The sequence below is a fragment of the Vibrio sp. 10N.286.52.C3 genome, assembly GCF_041468865.1.
Taxonomy (GTDB): Bacteria; Pseudomonadota; Gammaproteobacteria; order Enterobacterales; family Vibrionaceae; genus Vibrio; species Vibrio crassostreae_C.
The window spans coordinates 46960-69161 of record NZ_JBFRJM010000075.1 but is presented as its reverse complement, the minus strand read 5'-3'; the positions used below and the strand labels follow the sequence as shown (position 1 = coordinate 69161).

At 44.3% G+C, this 22202-nt stretch carries 25 protein-coding genes and 1 riboswitch; of the genes, 10 read left to right on the top strand and 15 right to left on the bottom strand.

What is annotated here, in order from left to right; all coding sequences use genetic code 11:
• Positions 1-12: 12 nt before the first annotated feature.
• From AB4138_RS21825 to AB4138_RS21815, 3 genes are read right to left on the bottom strand one after another with little or no spacing between them, the layout of a single operon-like run.
• Positions 13-1092 carry a glycosyltransferase family 4 protein gene (locus AB4138_RS21825; RefSeq protein WP_372307664.1) on the bottom strand — a complete coding sequence of 360 codons (1080 nt, stop codon included), beginning with the start codon at positions 1090-1092 and terminating at the stop codon, positions 13-15.
• A 10-nt stretch (positions 1093-1102) separates the two neighbouring features.
• Positions 1103-1882, bottom strand: a complete 780-nt coding sequence (locus tag AB4138_RS21820; RefSeq protein WP_372307661.1) for a glycosyltransferase family 2 protein — start codon at positions 1880-1882, stop codon at positions 1103-1105.
• Between the two features lie 9 nt (positions 1883-1891).
• Positions 1892-2923 (bottom strand): UDP-N-acetylglucosamine 2-epimerase, encoded by a 1032-nt coding sequence (locus tag AB4138_RS21815; RefSeq protein ID WP_372307658.1) that lies wholly within the window; start codon positions 2921-2923, stop codon positions 1892-1894.
• A 132-nt stretch (positions 2924-3055) separates the two neighbouring features.
• Here AB4138_RS21815 and waaA point away from each other — a divergent pair, with 132 nt between their 5' ends.
• The gene (gene waaA / locus AB4138_RS21810; protein WP_372129183.1) at positions 3056-4318 is read left to right on the top strand and encodes a lipid IV(A) 3-deoxy-D-manno-octulosonic acid transferase; all 1263 of its coding nucleotides are present in this window, start codon (positions 3056-3058) and stop codon (positions 4316-4318) included.
• A 40-nt stretch (positions 4319-4358) separates the two neighbouring features.
• On the opposite strand, the gene AB4138_RS21805 is transcribed toward waaA, so the two are convergent.
• The gene (locus AB4138_RS21805; protein ID WP_372307654.1) at positions 4359-5072 is read right to left on the bottom strand and encodes a 3-deoxy-D-manno-octulosonic acid kinase; all 714 of its coding nucleotides are present in this window, start codon (positions 5070-5072) and stop codon (positions 4359-4361) included.
• 96 nt (positions 5073-5168) lie between these two features.
• Between AB4138_RS21805 and AB4138_RS21800 the strand changes: the two genes are divergently transcribed.
• The 3 genes from AB4138_RS21800 (at position 5169) to AB4138_RS21790 (ending at position 7738) form a co-directional block, all read left to right on the top strand.
• Complete coding sequence (locus tag AB4138_RS21800) at positions 5169-6251, top strand: glycosyltransferase family 9 protein (protein ID WP_372307652.1); 1083 nt, start codon at positions 5169-5171, stop codon at positions 6249-6251.
• Between the two features lies 1 nt (position 6252).
• Positions 6253-6735, top strand: a complete 483-nt coding sequence (coaD, locus tag AB4138_RS21795) for a pantetheine-phosphate adenylyltransferase (RefSeq protein WP_017063092.1) — start codon at positions 6253-6255, stop codon at positions 6733-6735.
• Between the two features lie 250 nt (positions 6736-6985).
• The gene (locus AB4138_RS21790) at positions 6986-7738 is read left to right on the top strand and encodes a glycosyltransferase family 25 protein (protein WP_016792613.1); all 753 of its coding nucleotides are present in this window, start codon (positions 6986-6988) and stop codon (positions 7736-7738) included.
• A 134-nt stretch (positions 7739-7872) separates the two neighbouring features.
• Here AB4138_RS21790 and AB4138_RS21785 read toward each other — a convergent pair whose 3' ends face one another.
• The 6 genes from AB4138_RS21785 to radC form a co-directional block, all read right to left on the bottom strand.
• Entirely contained in the window at positions 7873-8877 is a 1005-nt protein-coding gene (locus AB4138_RS21785; RefSeq protein ID WP_372131243.1) for an NAD-dependent epimerase, read from the bottom strand.
• A gap of 91 nt (positions 8878-8968) precedes the next feature.
• Complete coding sequence (gene mutM, locus AB4138_RS21780; RefSeq protein WP_372131245.1) at positions 8969-9778, bottom strand: bifunctional DNA-formamidopyrimidine glycosylase/DNA-(apurinic or apyrimidinic site) lyase; 810 nt, start codon at positions 9776-9778, stop codon at positions 8969-8971.
• Between the two features lie 2 nt (positions 9779-9780).
• A complete protein-coding gene (locus tag AB4138_RS21775) occupies positions 9781-10305 on the bottom strand; it encodes a hypothetical protein (protein WP_032546317.1) in 525 nt (174 codons plus the stop codon).
• Between the two features lie 204 nt (positions 10306-10509).
• Positions 10510-10677: a 50S ribosomal protein L33 gene (gene rpmG / locus AB4138_RS21770; RefSeq protein ID WP_002535344.1), complete on the bottom strand. Its 168-nt coding sequence runs from the start codon at positions 10675-10677 to the stop codon at positions 10510-10512.
• 13 nt (positions 10678-10690) lie between these two features.
• Positions 10691-10927, bottom strand: a complete 237-nt coding sequence (rpmB, locus tag AB4138_RS21765) for a 50S ribosomal protein L28 (RefSeq protein ID WP_004728407.1) — start codon at positions 10925-10927, stop codon at positions 10691-10693.
• A 291-nt stretch (positions 10928-11218) separates the two neighbouring features.
• Positions 11219-11893: a DNA repair protein RadC gene (gene radC, locus AB4138_RS21760; RefSeq protein ID WP_048607667.1), complete on the bottom strand. Its 675-nt coding sequence runs from the start codon at positions 11891-11893 to the stop codon at positions 11219-11221.
• A gap of 224 nt (positions 11894-12117) precedes the next feature.
• Between radC and coaBC the strand changes: the two genes are divergently transcribed.
• The 3 genes from coaBC (at position 12118) to lpxL (ending at position 15109) form a co-directional block, all read left to right on the top strand.
• Positions 12118-13359 (top strand): bifunctional phosphopantothenoylcysteine decarboxylase/phosphopantothenate--cysteine ligase CoaBC, encoded by a 1242-nt coding sequence (gene coaBC, locus AB4138_RS21755; RefSeq protein ID WP_065584549.1) that lies wholly within the window; start codon positions 12118-12120, stop codon positions 13357-13359.
• A 139-nt stretch (positions 13360-13498) separates the two neighbouring features.
• A complete protein-coding gene (gene slmA / locus AB4138_RS21750; protein WP_004741428.1) occupies positions 13499-14089 on the top strand; it encodes a nucleoid occlusion factor SlmA in 591 nt (196 codons plus the stop codon).
• A gap of 39 nt (positions 14090-14128) precedes the next feature.
• Positions 14129-15109, top strand: a complete 981-nt coding sequence (lpxL, locus tag AB4138_RS21745; protein ID WP_017059266.1) for an LpxL/LpxP family Kdo(2)-lipid IV(A) lauroyl/palmitoleoyl acyltransferase — start codon at positions 14129-14131, stop codon at positions 15107-15109.
• 77 nt (positions 15110-15186) lie between these two features.
• On the opposite strand, the gene pyrE is transcribed toward lpxL, so the two are convergent.
• Complete coding sequence (gene pyrE, locus AB4138_RS21740; protein ID WP_017059267.1) at positions 15187-15828, bottom strand: orotate phosphoribosyltransferase; 642 nt, start codon at positions 15826-15828, stop codon at positions 15187-15189.
• A 106-nt stretch (positions 15829-15934) separates the two neighbouring features.
• Positions 15935-16651 (bottom strand): ribonuclease PH, encoded by a 717-nt coding sequence (gene rph, locus AB4138_RS21735; protein WP_019826449.1) that lies wholly within the window; start codon positions 16649-16651, stop codon positions 15935-15937.
• Between the two features lie 248 nt (positions 16652-16899).
• Between rph and AB4138_RS21730 the strand changes: the two genes are divergently transcribed.
• A complete protein-coding gene (locus AB4138_RS21730; protein WP_017069239.1) occupies positions 16900-17766 on the top strand; it encodes a YicC/YloC family endoribonuclease in 867 nt (288 codons plus the stop codon).
• A gap of 331 nt (positions 17767-18097) precedes the next feature.
• Here AB4138_RS21730 and AB4138_RS21725 read toward each other — a convergent pair whose 3' ends face one another.
• The 3 genes from AB4138_RS21725 to AB4138_RS21715 all read right to left on the bottom strand — a co-directional run bounded on the left by AB4138_RS21725 (position 18098) and on the right by AB4138_RS21715 (position 20638).
• Positions 18098-18310, bottom strand: coding sequence for a cold-shock protein (locus AB4138_RS21725; protein ID WP_017071067.1), 213 nt, complete (start codon positions 18308-18310; stop codon positions 18098-18100).
• 310 nt (positions 18311-18620) lie between these two features.
• Complete coding sequence (locus tag AB4138_RS21720) at positions 18621-19046, bottom strand: phosphate-starvation-inducible protein PsiE (RefSeq protein WP_050652097.1); 426 nt, start codon at positions 19044-19046, stop codon at positions 18621-18623.
• A gap of 221 nt (positions 19047-19267) precedes the next feature.
• A complete protein-coding gene (locus tag AB4138_RS21715; RefSeq protein ID WP_017062465.1) occupies positions 19268-20638 on the bottom strand; it encodes an NCS2 family permease in 1371 nt (456 codons plus the stop codon).
• A gap of 58 nt (positions 20639-20696) precedes the next feature.
• A riboswitch (purine riboswitch) is annotated at positions 20697-20796 on the bottom strand.
• A 348-nt stretch (positions 20797-21144) separates the two neighbouring features.
• On the opposite strand from AB4138_RS21715, the gene gmk reads away from it, so the two are divergent.
• Positions 21145-21768: a guanylate kinase gene (gene gmk / locus AB4138_RS21710; protein ID WP_017062466.1), complete on the top strand. Its 624-nt coding sequence runs from the start codon at positions 21145-21147 to the stop codon at positions 21766-21768.
• 119 nt (positions 21769-21887) lie between these two features.
• A complete protein-coding gene (gene rpoZ / locus AB4138_RS21705; protein ID WP_009848003.1) occupies positions 21888-22160 on the top strand; it encodes a DNA-directed RNA polymerase subunit omega in 273 nt (90 codons plus the stop codon).
• Positions 22161-22202: the final 42 nt, after the last annotated feature.

Sequence of the window (22202 nt, the reverse complement as noted above, 5' to 3'; positions counted from 1 at the left end):
CTTCACTTTATATTACTGCTTTAGCAACTTCTCAAAAAACTCCAAATGCTTCTTCACTGTCACTCGTGAACTAAAGCTTTCATCTAGGCGCTTCTTAGCCGCTTCACTCATTGTTGTGCACTTTGCCTTATCTTGTGCGAGCTTGTCCATAGCCTCACCTAACGCCTTGGCGTCACCCGTCGGGACAATATAACCAGTCTCGCCATCTACAACGAGTTCAGGAGCGCCACCGGTAGTTGTCACTACTGAAGTTGTGCCATTTGCCATCGCTTCGACAATCGTGCGTGGTAGCCCTTCTCCGCTGATCGATGGCTGAACTTGAAAATCTGCCATACACATAATTGAAGGGATGTCAGTACGATGGCCGATGTAGTGAATTCGCTCACTCATAGGGCTCGCTTTCATCTCATCAAAATGAGTCTCATAGCCGCTGCCCGCTAAGATCAAATGGAAGTTCGGTGCAGTAATGTATTTGGTCGACTCAAGTAAGACAGAGATGCCCTTACTTGGCCTTACGTGCGCTGCAGTAATCGCGACGACATCATCTTCATTCAAACCAAACTCAGAACGCTCGGTTGGTGGTACTTTATACCAATCCAATTCATGCCCTTTGTATATGGTAACAACGTTATCTTTGTTCTTCCAAACACGCTTCACCACATCTTGTCGAACCGCTTCAGAAACACAAACTATGCCATCTACTCGAGGATGTAGCTGTGTTAGATAAGCACTTGGATCATGTCGATATAAACCTCCAGTAGTGCCTCGATAAACGACTAATTTAACGTTGAAACCAATACACGCAAACGCCGCATTAGGTATCGTCTTTGAGTTAAAAGCATAGCAGATGTCGTAATCATGAGTTTTCAGCTCGTGGCGAATCTTTTTAATGGTGTCAAAACAAATTTTACGTTTCGGATAGCCATCAACTACTCGGATACCATGCTCTTCTAGCTTTGATACATGCTCAGACTCACCTTGGGTCATGATAGTGACTTGGTGACCTTGACGCGCGAGCTCTATAAAGATCGCGGCTTCAGGGCGTAAGCTATTCCATGCATGTAAGTAAGATGCACAAACTAAAATTTTCATCTATCGGTTCCTATTTGGCTTGGTCTTCTGAACGGTTTTCTAGAATCCACAAGCCAACATATTTATTGAAATTCACTTGAGCGTAAGTCATAGCCATAATGAAACCGACACTGCCATCCATAAAGCCACGGCGGATAATATACACAAGGAAGAACGTCCATATCGCTCGTAGTAGAGCGAGGAATAGGCCATGTGATTTCTTACCTTTACGGTGATATTTTTGAGAACCAAGCCAAGCGTACTGCGCTGCTTTATCTAGGCCGTGACCATAATCGCGATGGGTGTAATGAAGAAGAAATCCCTTCAATATCCCTGTAGAGCCTTGCTCCGGAACGACGGTCTCGTGAACCTCGTCTAACGTATATCGAGAGCCTTCTCTCTTAAACAGTCTTAACACTGCACGAGCACTGCGGCCATGTTTTAGAGTCGTGCCATACAAAGTTACTCCCCAAGGAAGTTTATACGCAGTGTGTTTGATTTGATCTTGTTTTAATAGTTCAACTAGAGCATTACCCATCTCTTCATCTAACGCTTCATCAGCATCGATTGATAACACCCAATCACATGTCGCTTTATCTAACGCTCGTTGCTTTTGTTTACCAAAGCCCGGCCAGTCTGTAATCGTCACGTTGTCTGTGTATTTTTGGCATATCTCAACAGTTGCGTCTGTTGAACCACTGTCTAAAACGATCAGCTCATCGGCAATATCAACGACAGATTTAAGGCAAGTTTCAATGCGGTCTTCTTCATTCTTGGTAATAACAATGACAGACAGGGTATGTTTTCTCATTATTCAGCCCTAGAATTTCCAATAGTTTAATGATTTACGGATTTTAAAGTTACGAATCCAATTTTTTGGCTTGTTATCTTGCCAGCCGCTTTCTAGCACATCAGTAATAGCACTCAGAACTCTCGCTGAGGATTGCCCATCTAAATATGGCGTTATTGACGGACCATAATTAGCAATGGCTTTATCTCTTGTTTCATCAGGCAGCATAGCTTGTTGAATTGCTGATTCTAACTGCTCTGCTTGGGTAATATTGATGAAGCTCGCTTGAGGCTCTCGGTTATTTACCGTAACAACCGGCTTATTGAGCAACAAAAACTCCTGAAAGATCGATGAGTTGTCACATACCATCACATCAGCACGATGCTGCATTTCAATCACTCGATCATTGTCGAAGAACAGAAGGTTGTCCCCTTCCAACGCCTGGTATTTTTCTCGTGTCTCTTGCTTCATTTTAGGGTGCAGTGTGACTAACCATTGCCACTGGCTCAGTTTGCTTAGGCGCTTAAGCTCTTCATAAACCAATTCAGCACAGGATAAACTTGGCGAAAAAGTGGAAGCGAATAGAATTTGAGGTCTTTCAAAATGCTTGTCACTGGTTTGATAATTAAACAAGCTATCGAGCTTCAGCCACCCGGTCTCTTTAACTTGAAAATAGCCGCGCTGCTTAGCTAGCGGCTCAAGCGAGCTTGTTCTTTCATGGCCTTCGGTGCAATACAAATCAAATAGACCACGTTCAGGGTATAAGTTCCCACGTTTGCTCTCGTTCAAACCATGAAATACTTGTACCTTCAACCCTGGAATAAACGCTGGAACACGATCGCCGGGCACTAGAACGGCAGAAGGATTAAAGGCAATAGCTTCTGTCAAAGAGACGCTCTGCTCTTGATCCAGTAAAAGATGTTCAGAAGCGTCTTCACCAACAAGCAACCACTTAACCTCATGGCCGAGTTGCTTCGCGTAATCATAGAATGGGCGAAGAATAGCAAATGAATAATTTTGCTCGACATAGAGCAAGAAACGATAGGTTTGATCGGTTTGCATAAGCGATGAGATAAAATTCACCATGTCCGTTTGAAAGCGCAACTAAGCATTTAATTATAACGCTCTTTACTTTCGAGATTGAAGAAAATACTCTTCTGAATATTGATTTTGCCTTCTGGTGTCACTGTTCTTATGCTTATACGACTTATCTATACTCTCATATTGTCATTAGCTTCTCCGCTACTGCTGTATGGGCTTTATAAGAGCAAACCTGGAAAGCCAAGTTTTGGTCAGCGTTGGAAAGAACATTTCGGGATCACACCGCAAACTCAAGGTAAGAATCCTATCTGGATTCACGCAGTATCGGTTGGTGAATCGATTGCCGCCGTACCGATCATAAAGCAACTGAAGCGACGCAATCCAAACCAAGCCATTATCGTTACCACGACAACCAGCACGGGTGCAGAGCAGATAGAAAAACTCGGTGATTTAGTCGAGCATCGCTACATGCCGATTGATTTTTCTTGGTGTATTCGAGGTTTTTTGAAGACTGTTCAGCCTAAACAGATGCTAATCATGGAAACCGAGTTATGGCCAAACACACTGCACTGCGTCGCGAAAGCTGGAATCCCCATTTCGGTACTCAACGCTCGCCTATCTGAACGCTCGTGCCAGCGTTATGCTAAATTCCAAGCCGTTTTTGATCTCTTAGCCAAAAATCTCTCTCAAGTACTTTGCCAATACCCAAGTGATGCTGAGCGTTTTATACGATTAGGGTTAGATAAAGCATCTGTGCATGTGACTGGGTCGATCAAGTTTGATATTGAAGTTTCAGCTGAACAAGTATCAAAAGGCAAAGCGTTACGTGAACAAATTGGCTTTGAACGCTGTGTGTGGATAGCAGCCAGCACTCATCAAGGCGAAGATGAAATTATCTTAGACGCTCATAAACAGCTCCTTAAAGACAATCCAAATACCTTGCTGATGATTGTGCCTCGTCACCCTGAACGATTCAGCCAAGTGACGGAACTGGCTAAACAGCAAGAATTCAACACCATCACTCGAACAAGTCAACAACCTATCGCCTCTGATGTTGAAGTGTATATTGCTGATACGATGGGAGAAATGTTGACCTTACTCGGTGGTGCTGATGTGTGTTTTATGGGAGGAAGCCTTGTAGGCGATAAGGTAGGTGGCCACAATCTTCTAGAACCAGCAGCCCTACAACTACCTTTATTGAATGGTCCTAGCTACTTTAACTTCAGCGAGATCTCAGACAAGCTACTGGAAGCCAATGCCGTGGTTATATGTCAAGATAGCCAAGATATCGCAGGCCAACTCCAACGACTGTTCAAACAATCAGAGCTGCGCAAAACTAAAGGCTTAGCGGCTTATCAAGTAGTTGAGCAGAACCGAGGGGCGTTGGATAAAACCTTGGAATACATTCTTAGCTAACAACTATTTGACCTAATTAGCCTTGGTAGCCCTTTAACATCTAACCTTGATAACCCTTTAATATCGGCTCCCAATCCGACTCTTGCCATTGAATCTGGCGCTTGTTCACTTCTTTTAAGAACGAGCGCTTTAAGCGATTCAAGTTGCCTTCTTTCCAGTCATCACCCGCTTGCTGACCACACTTATCAAAGTCAATAATCCACACCCTTTGCGAGTCATCAAGCAGGATATTATGAATGTTGAGATCGGTATGATTAACCCCAGCATCGTGCATCTTGCGTACCTCTTGGCCAATTCGACGATAAACATCCGCATCTATCGGGCCATTGACCAAGACATCAACCAGATCTTTGGCATTGGGAATTCGTTCAGACATTAAGTCCGCTCGATAAAGTAGTCCGCTTTTAATGGCTCTAGCAGCAATAGGCTTCGGTACATTCACACCTGCGTTTGCCAATATCTTTAGGACATTAAGCTCCATAGCGCAGCGAGTACTCTCCCAATCAGAGAAACGATATCGGTCTTCGACTAGCTTCCCAAACAATCCGCCACGGCGATAATGGCGCAATGCGGCCTGTATTCCATCAAGCTGAATGAACCATGTGGTACCGCGTCCTTGAGCACTGCCTGAAATGGCGTCTTGTTGCTGCCAATATTCAGCCTCAAAAATCTGAGCAATATCGCCCTCTGGTACCTGAGCCAAAAGTTCAGGGTCGTACCAAATTGTTTGGTTCTTGGTGCTAATCGTTTCCATCTATGAGGCCTTTGGGTCGCTTTTCGTCATTGCTATTTTACAACTAATGCGAGTATCTGCATAATTCTGATGTTATTCACTTTTTTCGGGCACTTTATGTCACTGTTCTCAACTGCACCTCAATCTCTTTGCATACTTCGCCTCTCCGCGATTGGCGATGTTTGTCATGCTATTTCTGTGGTTCAAGCCATCCAGAAGCAGTGGCCTGAAACGAAAATCACTTGGATAACGGGCAAAATAGAAGCCATGCTGATCGGTAATCTACCCGGTATTGAGGTGATTGTTTTCGATAAGAAACAAGGCTTCAAAGGAATGCGTGAATTATGGCGTCAGCTATCTGATCGTAAATTTGATGCACTTCTGCATATGCAAGCCGCACTCAGAGCCAGCGTGCTATCTTGGGGGATAAAGGCGAAGTGCAAAGTGGGATTTGGCAAAAACCGTACTCGTGAAATGCAGTCACTCTTTACCAACCACCATCTACCTATTTCAGATAAGTTTCATGTGTTGGATAACTTTGCCGAATTTGCTCGCTACATTGGTGTCCCCTTCGATAAGCCTCAATGGGATATCCCTTTAACACCTGAAGATGAACAACTCGCAATTAGCACCATGGCAGACAAGCCGACCTTGGTTATCTCCCCAGCGGCAAGCAAAGATTCACGCAATTGGTTAACTGAGCGATATGCAGCTATTGCTGATTATGCTGTCGAACAAGGCATGCAAGTGGTGTTATGTGGTTCTCCGGCACCAAGAGAAGTTAACCTTGGTAGCGACATCGAAAAATTATGCCAGTCGCCAGTAACCAACTTGATTGGCAAAACGAACTTGAAGCAACTGACTGCCGTACTGAAACATGCAACGGTGGTATTGGCACCTGATACTGGCCCAGCCCACTTGGCAACTACGCAGTCAACGCCTGTAATCGGCTTGTACGCGCACAGCGATCCTCGTAGAACAGGACCTTACAACGATCTCGATATCGTAGTGAGTGTTTATCAACAGCACGTAGAAGCACAACAAGGTAAACCAGTCGCAGACCTTCCATGGGGAACCCGTGCTAAAGGCGATGATCTGATGAAAGACATCACACTCGATATGGTAAAGCAGCAACTCGATAAGGCCTTAAACTCTAGTAAAGCACCGAATTCGAACACTACATTAAGCAAGGACAGCTAAAATGAGCACACACGTTATTTATCCAGGAACGTTTGATCCGGTGACCAATGGCCACCTTGATATCATTGTTCGTGCCGCTAGCATGTTTGACCATATCACTGTTGGAGTAGCAGCGAGCCCAAGTAAAAAAACCATGTTTGAATTAGATGAACGTGTAGAGTTGTTACGTGATGCGGTGTCTCACTTACCTAACGTGTCTGTTGAAGGATTTTCGGGGTTACTGGTCGATTTTGCTAAACAGCAGCAAGCGAATGTGTTGGTGCGAGGCCTAAGAACAACCATGGATTTTGAGTACGAGTTTGGACTCACTAGCATGTACCGCAAGTTACTACCAGGGCTTGAAAGCGTGTTCCTTACCCCTTCAGAAGAATATGCTTTCCTCTCTTCAACCATTGTTCGTGAAGTCGCTATACACGGCGGGGATATTAGTCAGTTTGTGCCACAAAAAGTAGCAGACGAAATCACAATAAAAACAGCCAAGTAGTTCTCTTTATCTACTCCGAAAAATAAAAATAGCGCTCAGTGAGCGCTATTTTTATTAATACCTATAATTTAATCCGCCCCGAGCACGATCTTTCCGACACTACAGAACCACTAATAGTCAATCAGCCATACTGCCTCAACATTCTTGAAGCCCGTCACAACCATAATCGCTAAATAAGTGAACCGTTATTACAAAAATCCAGGCGAGTGTTACTATGGTTCAGTATAAATAAACACATCAATATAGCTTTATGAAATCATACTGTATTACCTTAAAAGCAAACCATTGTAGGCAAAAATCAACAGCTAACGCCCTTAAGGATGCTCAGGTTGATTTTGAGTTTTTTATCGGAGTGGATGCACGAACCGATGAACATCCTCTACTAACAAGAATTCACGATAGAGCTTTTTTACACAATATGGGTAGACCGCATGCAATTGGGGAAGTGGGGTGTTATGCAAGCCATTATCTTATTTGGCAAAAATGCATAGAGTTAAATGAACCCATTTTAGTCTTCGAAGATCATGCCGATATTGATATCGATATATTTCGCAATACTTTGACTATCGCCGAGCAGCATATTGAGCAGTGTGGTTTTATTCGCTTACAAGACAGTAAGAATAGACTACATTATTCAGTTGATAAGTACGATACACAGCATCTTGTAAAGTATTTGAAAGTTCCTCAAGGAACCGCCTGCTATGCTATATCTCCCAAAGCGGCACAAGCTTTCATCGAACAAAGTTCAACTTTTAATTATCCAGTTGATGTATTCTTAAGGAATACTTGGATTCATAAGCACCCCATGTTTGGTGTTTCTTCTGCTGGATTACAGCGTAGTAAACGGCCGTCAATTATCGGTAGTCGTAAACATAAAGGTAGAAAAGACTATTCTGTCGCCTTTATGAAGATTGTGAACAAAATAAAGAGTATGGCACTTAATCTATCAACAAACCTTTATCACCTTGCAGTACTAGATAAAGAGTTCAGACCAAAATTCTAGGTCTAGGAAAAGTACACTCACATTAAATTGCCCCCTCTCTTTATGCTTATACTTATACCTAAAAAGCAATCATGCGATTACCTATAAAAATAGCGCTCAGTGAGCGCTATTTTTTATTCAAAGTTTATCAATTACTACAGCGAGTAATAGGCTTTATACCAATCCGCGAAAGCTTTCGCGCCTTCTTGGATCTTCACTTGAGGTTTATAGCCAACCGCTTCAAACAAATCTTCCGTATCAGCGTAAGTCGCGTACACATCACCAGGCTGCATTGGCATGAAGTTCTTTTTCGCTTCAACACCTAGAGCACCTTCTAATGCTTCGATGTAGTCCATTAATTTAACCGGGCTGCCATGACCGATGTTAAACACGCGATACGGAGCAGAACTGGTTGCTGGTGACCCTTGCTCAACGGTCCAATCTGGTTGCTTGGCTGGTATACGATCTTGAACACGAATAATACCTTCAACGATATCATCGATATAAGTGAAGTCACGCATCATGTCGCCGTTGTTATAAATGTCGATTTCTTTGCCCGCTACGATTAGATTCGCAAACTTGAACATCGCCATATCAGGGCGACTCCAAGGGCCGTAAACCGTAAAGAAGCGAAGACCTGTCGTTGGTACGTCGTATAAATGAGAATAGGTATGCGCCATCAACTCATTCGACTTCTTAGTCGCGGCGTACAGTGAAATCGGGTGATCAACACTGTCTGCCGTGTGGAATGGCATTTTCTGGTTCAAGCCATAAACTGAGCTTGATGAAGCGTAAACTAGGTGCTCTACCTTGTTATGGCGACAGCCTTCAAGAATAGCTAGGTGACCGACAAGGTTGCTATCGGCATACGCCATCGGGTTATCAATTGAGTAACGAACGCCAGCTTGTGCAGCTAAATGAATGACACGATCAAATTTCTGTTCAGCAAACAACGTTACCATGCCTTCTCTATCAGCAAGATCCATCTCGATGAAGGTTAGGTTTCCATGCTCAATGCGCTTTAGACGATCATGTTTCAAAGAGACTTCGTAGTAGTCATTCAAGTTATCAATACCGACAACCTCATGTCCTGCTGCACATAGTCGCTCTGAAACTGCAGAGCCAATAAACCCGGCAACGCCAGTTACTAAATATTTCATTCTACTATTCTCAATTCATATCATTAGTGTAATTGTAGCTACTAGCCTGCCTATCTACTAGCGTAAAAAAGTGAACATAAGTTCAGTTTTTTTATACTTGGCACTCTTCACAGAAAAACGTGTTCCTCTGCCCTATTTTTAGCTCTTGAATCAGAGCTTCACAATTAGGGCACTTTTCACCAGCTTTACCATAAACCTGAAGTTCTTGGGCAAAGTACCCGGGCTTGCCATCTGCTTGTGCGAAATCTTTTAGGGTAGTACCGCCTTGTTTAATGGCGGTAGCGAGCACTTGTTTGATCTCTTTGGTCAACAAGACCCACTCTTGTTTTGTCACTTTGCTTGCAGGGCGCAAAGGGCTAATACGTGAAGCAAATAGCGCTTCATTGGCATAGATATTACCCACACCAACCACCACTTTGTTGTCCATGATGAACTGCTTGACGGCCACTTTACGCTTTTCTGCTTTCTCAGCAATGTAGTCAGCGTTGAAGTCATCGGTTAGTGGTTCAGGGCCAGAACCAAGCAACACAGAGTGGACTTCATCAGGCGCCGACCACAACCAAGCGCCAAAGCGGCGAGGGTCGTTGTAGCGCAATACTTTGCCATTGGTGAGCTTAAGATCCACGTGATCGTGCTTTGCTGCTGGGAAGTCAGCATCTAAAACGCGTAGTGAGCCAGACATACCAAGGTGAACAATGGCAGTGCCAGTATCCGTTTCAATCAATAGGTACTTTGCACGGCGCGAGATAGAGCGAATCACCTGCCCTTCTAATGCTTTTAACTCTTGTGGGATATCCCAACGCAGCTTAGGCGTGCGAAAAGTAAGGGTTTTAATGGTCTCGCCAACTAAATGAGGCGAGATCCCCATACGGCTTACTTCGACTTCGGGTAATTCAGGCATAGTTAGTCGTCCGATTTAGAGGAGTGGTTAGCGTTAAAGCTTGGAAACAGGTAGCTCTCTTCAATAGACACCGCCAACCACTGATCATTCCAGTTTTTTAACAACCAGAACTCAGGCAATTGATAATAGGTAATACGCTGGGGCTCTTCTTGGTCTTGATACCATACTTCGATGGTGTGTGGTGTATTTAACCGAGGCGTAAGGTCTGTGTAGGTCTGTGAGTCGACTTCCGTGCCCACAAGCTCTTTCCAACGTTGTGACAGCTCTTGTGCATTGGTGGCTTGAGGAAAGTCAGTATCTTCGAACTGGTAAACCCATTGATTATCTTGTTGAATGACAGACCACTTAGCAAAGTGTAACGCTTGAAGCTTTGCTGTTGGGTTCAGGAGATAAGGATAAGGGCTATCAACCTGCGGTTCAGGCTCGATAAGGTACGCTTTGATCAATGTTGGAAGGTTTAACACGCCAATAAAAGCGATCACACTGAACATGAGTATGTTGTTCCACCGGCGTCCACGATATCTCATCTGATTCTGCTCATCTAACCTATTGAACATTCAGTATATCGTGAAAGTGGCAATACTTTCTATGTTGTACAGATTTCTATCTATCAGAGGCTATATCAAGCAAGAATAATTGAGTTCCTCAAATTTTAGATATAAAAAAACCCAGCGATTAAACTGGGTTTTTCAATTCTTTCTTCTACTGAAGAAGAGCAAAAAAAGCATCAATTACTTGATTTTAGCTTCTTTGTACATAACGTGTTGGCGAACTACTGGATCAAACTTTTTGATCTCAAATTTGCCTGGCATGTTACGCTTGTTCTTATCAGTTGTGTAGAAGTGACCAGTACCTGCAGAAGATACTAGACGAATTTTCTCACGAATGCCTTTAGCCATTGCTTAATTCCTCTTAAACGTTTTCGCCACGTGCACGGATATCAACAAGAACAGCATCGATGCCTTTCTTATCAATGATACGCATGCCTTTAGCAGTTAGACGTAGTTTAACAAAACGTTTTTCGCTCTCTACCCAGAAACGATGAGTTTGTAGGTTCGGCAGAAAACGGCGCTTAGTAGCATTGCGTGCGTGTGAACGGTTGTTACCCGTTACTGGACGCTTACCAGTTACTTGGCATACTCGGGACATGAATGTCTTCTCCAATCGTTTCAGCTCGATATCAACCTTGGTGGCCGAACCTCTCTATCAATTAAAATAGAAGGTAAAAACCGTTATGGAAAATCCATACAAGGCTATCAAAGGTCGCGCATTATACTAACTTGACACGCATTGCTCAAGACCCGAACAGATCCTTTTTACGGATTTCGTGATCTTTTTTTGTGCAGCGCAGCTTGCTTGAGTAATCAGAGCTGATTTTAGGTCTAAAAATGTGGGCGGAATAATAGCAGATTTAACGCAACTAACAACCTAAAATGTGATTCAAATCCATCCACGCTCTGCAAAAGAGACAACTTCGCCATCTCCAACGACAAAATGGTCGAGAACTCGGATGTCCACCAGCGCTAATGCATCGGTTAATCGGCGTGTAATCCGCCTATCCGCTTGGCTGGGCTCAGCAACACCTGAAGGATGGTTATGAGCTAAGATTAATGCCGCCGCATTATGATGAAGTGCCCGTTTAACCACTTCCCGCGGGTAAACCGATGCGGCATCGATGGTTCCTTCAAACATCACCTCGTCCTTTATTACCCTATTTTGGTTATCGAGGAACAATATATAGAAGGCTTCTCGCTGGCGATCACGCAACATGCTCGAAAGATAAAGCTTGGTATGACTTGGGCTAGTGAGTGCATCCCCACGAGATAATGTCTCTGCTAGATAGCGCTGTGTCATCTCTAACACGGCCTGCAATTGAACATATTTGGCCTGCCCCATCCCTTTATGAGCACAAAACTCTTCCTGTGTTGCTGAAAAAAGATGACGGAGCGAGCCAAAGTCTTTGATCAACTTGTCAGCAAGTTCCAACACGTTCATTCCTTGTGTCCCAGTTCGCAGAAATATCGCGAGCAGTTCCGCATCACTCAAGGAATCAGGCCCTCGACTCAATAACTTTTCTCTCGGCATCGATTCAGCAGGCATTTTATCTATTGGCATATAAAAGCTAATCACTTGTCATGAACACGACCCACCACCTTAATGAGATTGAAATCAGAGATCCTTTGATAGAGATAAAAGGAAACGAGTCACTAGCAAAACCATGTAATTGATAAGTTTGATAACACCAATTTGATGAGCGTCAAATCTGTTCTAATTCTGCTTCTAGGCACTAATCCTTTGTTCTGATATCGTAAGTCCCAGAGAAATTAAGGAACAGAATCATGCAAACATTGGTTAATCAACTGGATAACGCTGACCTACAAGGCCTGGCTGGGAAAAAAATCCTACTTGGCATTAGTGGTGGTATCGCTGCGTATAAATGTGCCGAACTGACTCGACGCCTAATTGAACGTGGAGCACAAGTACAAGTCGTGATGACGAATGCAGCCAAGGAGTTCATTACTCCTCTCACCATGCAAGCCGTCTCTGGAAGGCCAGTGTCTGATAGTTTGCTTGATCCTGCTGCTGAGGCTTCCATGGGGCACATTGAGCTCGCAAAATGGGCTGATTTGGTATTACTAGCGCCAGCAACCGCTGATCTGATTGCGCGCATGACAGCGGGCATGGGTAACGACCTACTGACCACTTTGGTTTTAGCAACCGATGCGCCAGTTGCGGTATCTCCGGCAATGAACCAACAAATGTACAGCCACCCTGCGACTCAAGAGAACATTGCGACACTAAAACGTCGTGGTTGTGAAGTTTGGGGGCCAGCGGCTGGCGAGCAAGCGTGTGGTGATGTCGGTATGGGTCGTATGTTAGAGCCAATGCAGCTCGTGCACCGCTGTGAAGACTTCTTCCAACCTAAGCCACTTGCTGGCCGTTCTGTGCTTATTACTGCAGGCCCGACTCGTGAAGCGATTGACCCGGTGCGTTACATTACCAACCACAGCTCGGGCAAGATGGGCTATGCACTGGCTGAAGCAGCCGCGAAACAAGGCGCAACAGTGACTCTAATCAGCGGTCCTGTTTCATTAGCAACGCCAAATAAAGTTAATCGTATTGATGTCGACAGCGCACAACAGATGTTTGATGCCGTTACTGCTAACGCTTCTCAACACGATATTTTCATCAGCTGCGCCGCAGTTGCCGATTACCGCCCTGAGACCATTGCAGACCAAAAGCTTAAAAAGGTCGACGGTAAAGACGACATGACCATTCAAATGGTTAAAAACCCAGATATTGTCGCTTCTGTCGCTTCAATGACCGAAGGTCGCCCATTTACTGTCGGCTTCGCAGCAGAAACTCAAGATGTTGAGAAGTACGCACGCGGTAAACTGGAAAGAAAGAACCTCGATATGATCTGCGCCAACGACGTCTCAGTTGAAGGCCAAGGCTTCAATAGCAGTAGCAATGAGCTGCACCTTTATTGGAAAGGCGGCGATAAATCTCTGCCACTGGAAAGCAAAGACACACTTGGTTTCCAGATCCTCGATCAGATCCAACAGCTTATTAATGTATAAACGCACAAATTTGCTCTGATAATCTGCTGACACCTCTCGATTCTGTTGACCTAGGGCTTACAAAACTAGGAAACAGAATTGAATGGTGTTTATAATCCTTCTTCACTCAATCCTCATCTTTAGGAAAGGAAGTAAATAGATGGCTGGTACTCGAAAATCAAACCGTCGTGAAGAAATCCTACAAGCTCTCGCACAAATGTTGGAATCGACCGAAGGTGCTTCTCGTATCACAACGGTAAAGTTGGCCAAGCAAGTGGGTGTTTCTGAAGCTGCGTTATACCGCCACTTCCCAAGCAAAGCCCGCATGTTTGAAGGCCTGATCGAGTTCATTGAAGAAGCGTTGATGTCTCGAATCAACCGTATTCTGGATGAAGAGAAAGACACGCTAGAGCGCATACGCCTAGTACTACAACTTATCTTAGTTTTCTCAGAACGTAACCCAGGCCTGACTCGAATTTTATCTGGTCATGCTCTAATGTTTGAAAATGAACGCCTGCGTGATCGCATCAACCAACTTTTCGAACGCATTGAGACGCAACTTCGCCAGATCCTGCGTGAAAGAAAGCTTCGTGAAGGGAAATCATTCCCGGTTGATGAGAAAATCTTAGCCGCTCAACTGCTCGGTCAAGTTGAAGGCAGCTTGAATCGATTTGTTCGCTCAGACTTCAAATATCAACCAACAGAAAACTTTGATGCTTATTGGGCACTGCTAAGCGCTCAGATTAAGTAACAATCAAATTAAGTAGCAATCAAATCTTAAGTGATGGTTATGACGACGAAAACTTCTCCGACAAACAGCACTGCACAACACGTTATTACTAAGCCACCTTTTACTCTGGCGTTACTCCACCCTAAATACTGGGGAGTATGGTTCGGTTTTGGGTTATTGGCGCTTATCGTTAACGTTCTCCCTTATCGCCTCTTACTGCTGTTAGGCCGATCGTTAGGCTCTTTGGGTGCTCGCTATGGTAAAAAGCGCGTCGCGGTCGCAACACGTAACTTGGAACTCGCCTTCCCAGATAAGCCTGCAGATGAAGTCGCGGCTATGGTCAGTGAGAACTTCAAGAACACCGGTATGGCACTCATCGAAACCGGCATTACCTGGTTCTGGCCAACGTGGCGTTTCAAGCGAATCCTAGTAGATAAAGACACCCAAACACTGCGTACGCACAAAGCTAACGGTAAAGGTGTTCTTCTATGCTGTGTGCATGCCTTAAACCTAGAGATCACTGCGCGAGCAATGGCTGTTCTCGGTATTTCAGGTTTAGGTGTTTATCGCCCGCACAACAATCCGGCTTATGAATTCATTCAATACCGTGGTCGTACTCAAAACGGCAACCGCCTGATTCACCGTAAAGACGTGAAGCGTATGATTCGAATCCTGCGTCAAGGTGAGATCCTTTTCTACCTACCGGATCATGATTACGGTCGTAACAAGTCTGTGTTTGTGCCTTTCTTCGCTGTAGAAGATGCATGTACTACAACAGGCACTAGTATTCTGGCTTATACGAGCCGATGTGCACTTGTTCCGGGGTCTGGTTTTAGAAATGCCGATGGCAAATATGAGATCATGGCCGATGAATCAATTGAAGATGACTATCCACAGAAAGATGAGAAAGCGGCTGCCGCCTACATGAACCGCTACCTTGAGAAGATTATCTTAAGAGCACCAGAACAGTGGATGTGGCTGCACAAGCGCTTTAAGACCATGGAAGACCCAGAAGTGGAGCGCGGCATTCGTTATAAATAATGAATACTGAACCAAAAGAAAAGGGGCTGATGAATCATCAGCCCCTTGTGCATTCTATAGTCTAATTACGAGTAGTATTAGATGCCGTATTGAGCGCGGTAGGCTTTTACAGATTCTAGATGCGCTGCGTCGGTGCCTTTCTCTTCAAGGAAAGTCACCAAGTCAGTCAGGCTAACGATTGAGATAATCGCACAACCGAAGTCACGCTCAACTTCTTGAATCGCAGACAGTTCGCCTTTGCCCTTCTCTTGACGGTCGATAGCAACAAGCACGCCCGCTAAATCAGCGCCATTTGCTTGGATGATTTCCATCGACTCACGAATCGCAGTACCTGCAGTGATCACGTCGTCCACTAACATGATGCGACCTTCAAGCGCGCTACCGACAAGGTTGCCACCTTCACCGTGGTTTTTCGCTTCTTTGCGGTTGAAGCAGTAGGGCGTGTCTACATCGTGGTGATCCGCTAGTGCAACCGCTGTCGTCGTTGCAATTGGGATACCTTTGTATGCAGGACCAAATAGTACATCAAACTCAATGCCAGAATCAGCCAATGCTGCTGCGTAGAAGCGACCTAAGCGCGCTAGGTCACGACCTGTATTAAACAATCCAGCATTGAAGAAGTAAGGGCTCTTGCGGCCAGACTTTAAAGTAAACTCACCAAACTTAAGTACTTCTTTCTCTAGTGCAAATTCAATAAATTCACGTTGATATGCTTTCATGTTTTTCCTCTACGTTTATTCAATAAAACTTAACTTACGCCCTGTACCACCCTTTCAGGTTTTACAGACAAAAAAATAGCCCCTTAAAAAAGGAGCTATCTAAAAACTATTCTGCTAACGCCGACTTCTGCGCTTCAACAATATCAGCAATGCCCTTATTCGCCAGGGCTAAAAGCTGCATCAACTCTTCGTGGCTGAACGGTTCGCCTTCTGCGGTACCTTGAATCTCAATCATCTTACCGTCTTCCGTCATTACAACGTTCATGTCGGTATCGGCTGCTGAGTCTTCAACGTACTCAAGGTCACACAGTGCTTGTGCACCAACGATGCCCACTGAAACTGCCGCTACGTGGCCTTTCATTGGGTTCTTTTTCAGTTTGCCGCTTGCTAGTAGGCTGTTGATAGCATCAGCCATTGCAACGCTTGCACCTGAGATAGAAGCAGTACGAGTACCGCCGTCTGCTTGGATAACATCACAATCGACAGTGATCATAATTTCACCCATTACTTTCAGGTCAACAACAGCACGTAGGCTACGAGCGATCAGACGTTGGATTTCCATCGTACGACCACCTTGCTTGCCGCTCGCCGCTTCACGACGGTTACGAGTGTGCGTTGCACGTGGCAGCATGCCGTATTCAGCCGTTACCCAACCCTTTCCTTGGCCTTTTAACCAACGCGGTACGTTTTCTTCTACCGTCGCATTACATAGAACTTTAGTGTTGCCGAACTCAACTAATACAGAACCTTCAGCATAAGCTGTGTAGTTACGAGTAATTTTAATTGGACGAATTTGATCTACAGCGCGGTCATTTGGACGCATTGGTATCTACCTTATTAACAGTCTGAAGTGATTTACTATCGAAAGAGTGCATCACCTAAGAAAGGGGTGAGACAGTTTTGATTGGGGCAAGATTATATAGCAGTTTATCGTGCAAATCTATTTACCGTTCAAAGCTATTTATCACGAAAGGCTATTTACAGTGAAAAGCGACAGGCTTCGAGAGCACACCATATCGTGATACTATGCGTGCGCGTTATTTTCAGAATGATAAAAGACAGGAAAATTCGATGATTTATAGTATGACCGCGTACGCACGCAAAGAAGTAAAAGGCGATTGGGGCAGCGCAGTATGGGAAATCCGTAGTGTAAACCAACGCTACCTAGAAACTTACTTCCGTATGCCTGAACAGTTCCGTGGTTTAGAGCCAATCTTGCGTGAGCGTTTCCGTAAGCGTCTTGCACGCGGTAAGGTTGAATGTAACCTACGCTTTGAAGCAAACCCTGCTGCAAAGGGCGAACTAAGCATTAACGAAGGTTTGGCTCAGCAAGTAATCAATGCTGCGAACCAAGTAATGACGATGACAGGTGAAGACAGCCGTTTGAACCCATTCCAAGTCATGAATTGGCCTGGTGTGATGGAAACGCCAGAGCAAGACATGGATGCCATCAACAAAGACCTACTTGAAGCATTCAACGATGCTATCGCAGAGTTCATTGATGCTCGTGCTCGTGAAGGTGAGAACATGAAGGCGCTAATCGTAAAGCGCTTAGATGCAATCACTGAAGAAGTAGTGAAAGTTCGTGCACGCATGCCTGAGATCCTAGAGTGGCAACGTGAGCGTCTTCTTACCAAATTTGAAGATGCGAAAATCGAACTTGAAGGTTCTCGTGTTGAGCAAGAGCTTATCCTACTTGCGCAGAAGTCAGACGTAGCAGAAGAGCTAGACCGTCTAGATTCTCACGTGAAAGAAGCAAATGCAGTACTGAAGAAAGGTGGCGCTTGTGGCCGTAAGCTAGACTTCATGATGCAAGAGTTCAACCGTGAGTCAAACACGCTAGCGTCTAAGTCTATCAGCACAGACATCACAGCATCAGGCGTAGAGCTTAAGGTTCTTATCGAACAGATGCGTGAGCAGATCCAAAACATTGAATAACAGTCTGTAAGCTGTACACGATAAAGAATAATCAGCTTAATCAGTGTTGATTAGATCAAAATGAGCTCCTAATTTTAGGGGCTTTTTTTTATGGATACAGTAATAGTAATCAGGATGAGCAAGTGACTGGTTGTTACGTAGAAGGTTGAGTTAGAGCAAAGAACAGATACAACGATAGTTAGAACGAGATAACGGACGTAAAACAGGATTTTTGAATATTTTGAGGAGGTATTGCTAGTGGAGAAGAGTGTTACGGTAAAACTGAGGGGAAAACAGATTTGAGAGAGAAAGTGACGCAAGTTGCTAATGCAACCTGCGCCGACTTAAAATCTTATAGAGCTACAACGTTTGCAGCTTGAAGACCTTTTTGGCCTTGCTCTACTTCGAAAGACACTTGTTGGCCTTCTTTAAGAGTCTTGAAACCTTCAGAAGCGATTGCACGGAAGTGTACGAATACGTCAGCGCCGCCGTTGTCTTGAGTTAGGAAACCGAAGCCTTTCTCTTCGTTAAACCATTTTACTACGCCGTTTACTTTGTTAGACATGATGTGTCCCTTATATAAAAATAAAAAATTAATCGCCAAAAGTGCGATGCGCTGAAAGCTTGAATTATTTAATGTATCTATGAAGCCAAGGGAAACACTGAGAATAACAATGAAGCAATACTAAGGGTTTTACTTTACAACTGATGTTTCATTTAATAACTCTGAAAACAGAGCGAGGCCATTCTTGGTGATCTGGGTCGGGTTGTAAAGCTTTATTTGAAAATAATTGATGTTTTTTTGTTCGGTTGGCTTGAATTCAAGCCCAGCTAGGTCGCCGGGCTTGATTTGTAAGACTTTGATCTCAAAAAATTTACTCGTCCGGCTGCTTAGTTCTGAGATCGACATATGGCCAGTAATGGTGACCGACTCGAATCAACAGAGTTGCTGCTGCTAAGATAAATGCCGCTAAAGATAACCAAACGATCAATACCGCATCGAGTTCTTTCATGCCCAAAGTGATGTAACGAGCAATCGCCATCATCGCGATATAGATTGGGTATCGCACTGGGATCTTACCGTTCATCACAAACTGCTGAACCATCGCCAACACTTCTAAATAGATGAACATCAGCAGAATGTCGGTCAATTGCACTCGACGTTCAGCGAAGACATGCATGAACTCTTCGACCATCGCAAACAAGGTCGCGAGCGTGATCGCCACCAGCAATACCGCTTCCATAATGTGGAATACTTTTAAAAACGGCTTACTAAAAGATCTAGGTAAGTTAGAAGGCATAGTCACTCTTCAAAAAATAATTAATCCAGTCTCTACAATAGCATGCATCAATATAAGTCGCGTACTGTCAAAGCACCGACTTTAGGCTAACGCCATCAACTCATCGGTAACCAACATTAAGAAGCAACGGTAAAAAGCAACAAATACAAAAATGGCCCCGCATTCACTGCAGAGCCATCTGTTTGTCTTTTACTTAGCGACTTCTTAGTGACTAATTAGCCTTAAAGCAGAATCAGGTAAGTTAAGAACACCACACACAGTCCGTAGATAAGCGGGTGTACTTCTTTGCGCTTACCTGCCACAACCATTGTGAATGCGTAGCTGATGAAGCCCATCGCCATACCGTTCGCAGGAGAGAAGCTTAGCACTGTGAACATGATGGTAAAAAAGGCTGCAATGCGTGACTCTTTCTTTTCCCAATTAATCTGACCAAGGCGACCGACCATGTAGATGCCGACTACTACCATCGCCGGTGCAACCATTGCAGCCGAGAAGATAGAGAAGATTGGGTATAGGAATAGCGAGATTAGGAACAGACCAGCCACCATGACTGCTGCCAAACCCGTTTTTGCACCTTGAGAAGAAGCGATGCCAGACTCAGAGAAAGCAGTGATCGATGTGGTACCAAGAATTGAACCAATCACAGTACCGCCCGCATCTGCTACTAGAGCCGATTTCGCGTTTGGCACCTTGCCGTCTTTATCGATGATACCCGCATCACGGCCAACGCCGACAATGGTGCTCAAGCCATCAAAGAAATCGACAATCAAGAAGATAAGTACGATGAACAGTAAGTCGAACATTTTCTCTGGCGTGAAAGCAGAGAAATCGAAGATAGCGCCGAAGCTGCCAGCCATGCTTGGTGGCATAGCAATGAACTGCTCTGGGATTGGTGCGTTTGAAGTGCCCATGAAGACGTCAGCAAGAATCGTCAACACGATAGCAGAAACGAATGAGATGAACGTTGCTAGCTTGATGTCACGAACCATACAACCCAGTGCGATGAAGATGCTCACGTAAGCGATGATCACTTTTGGATCAGAAATGTCGCCTAAGCCTACCAATACGAATGGGTTAGAAACGATGATGCCCGCATTCTTAAGACCTAAGAAAGCAATGAACAGTCCGAGAGACACGGTAATCGCCAACTTCAAATCTTCAGGAATCGATTCAATCATCGATTTACGAATATTGGTCAATGAGAACGCAAGGTACAAAATACCAGATAGGAAGATACCGAACAGCGCTTCATTCCAAAGCACGGCAACAGATCCACTTAACAGCAGACCTTTGAAAAAGCCGTTCATACTCATGCCCGGCGCTAGCATTACAGGGTAGTTGCCCCAAATGCCCATAATTAGGGTTGCGATTGCCGCAGACAGAGCCGTTGCAGTAAACACGGCACCTTTGTCCATGCCTGGAATATCACCCAAAATTGCTGGGTTAACCGCCAGAATGTAACTCATCGCCAAGAAAGTAATGAAACCCGCATACAGCTCAGTGCCAATCGTGGTTTTTCTTTCAGTGATTTTAAACATCGAATCAAGCGAGCCAGAGGTGTTCTGGGCTTTCAGGGTGGAATCGGTACTCACAACAAAACCTTTGCAATAAATTAAAAATTTGGTGATTCAAATGCTGTGAGAATAGAGAGGTCTCTACACTAAAAACTGTAGTCACCAAGGTAGGCTCGGTAGTAGAAACATCTAGTCCATATCACTAGATATATACAGCATTTAATCGTTTGCGCGGATTGTAAGGATTGAGATTAAAACTTCAACAAATTTTGTCCAGATCACATAAAAAAGTACCGATGACGAGTCATTACATTTATACAAAGATCCTTGAGAAGATCATTCGCTAATAAATAACGATCAAGCCAGTTGTTCTCAATCATCTAAATATGCTACTCTTCGCCTCCATTTTTCTGACCTAATTTTCACCAGTTGCTTCTATTAGTTTTACTCGTTATCTCTTTATAGACGTAACCAACGGCACAATTAGTAGATGCGCCATCGGAACAAAAATTAGAGTCAGTGCTATCTTTTAAAGTGTAGGTTTATTGCCTTCACTCAATCCAACCAACAGTGGAAATATACAGATGGGCAAAGGTACTCTTTACATCGTATCTGCACCTAGTGGCGCAGGTAAGTCGAGCTTGATCTCAGCAATGCTAGAAACCAATCCAACCTACGCAATGAAGGTATCTGTTTCACACACCACTCGCGGTATGCGCCCTGGTGAAGAAAATGGTGTTCACTACCACTTCGTAGAGAAGCATCATTTTGAAGACCTTATTACTAAAGGTGAATTCCTAGAGTACGCTGAAGTGTTCGGCAACTACTACGGTACTTCACGCGTTTGGATTGAAGAAAACCTAAACCGCGGTATCGATGTATTCCTAGATATCGACTGGCAAGGTGCTCGTCAGATCCGTGAACAAATGCCTCAAGCGAAGAGTGTATTCATTCTTCCACCATCAAATGGTGAACTAGAGCGTCGTTTGAATGTTCGCGGTCAAGACAGCGACGAAGTTATTGCGAAACGCATGAGCGAAGCAAAATCAGAGATTTCTCACTATGCAGAATATGATTATGTGATCGTGAATGACGACTTTGATGCAGCCCTAATGGACTTCAGAGCTATCATTCGTGCGGAACGCTTAAAAGAAGATAAGCAAGCAGCGAAATACAGCGGCATGCTTACTGCTTTATTAGCGGAATAATCTAGATCCCCTAGATTTTCTATTGAGATAAGTATACGGTGATCTAGAAAGTATCTAGTTAAACTTGTATACTTTCTCGTCATCAAAAATTTATTAGTTAATTACTATTTGGAGTCCTCATGGCACGCGTAACTGTTCAAGACGCTGTTGAAAAAGTTGGCAACCGTTTCGACCTAGTTCTTATTGCGGCTCGCCGCGCACGTCAAATGCAAACTGGCGGTAAAGATTCACTAGTGCCTGAAGAAAACGATAAGCCAACGGTTATCGCTCTTCGCGAAATCGAAGAAGGTCTTATCACTAAAGACGTACTAGATGCTCGTGAACGTCAAGAGCAACAAGAGCAAGAAGCGGCTGAACTTGCAGCAGTAAGCAGCATCGCTCACACTCGTTAGCTCATATTCGCAAAAAGCGTCATTCGAACTAATTAACCTTCC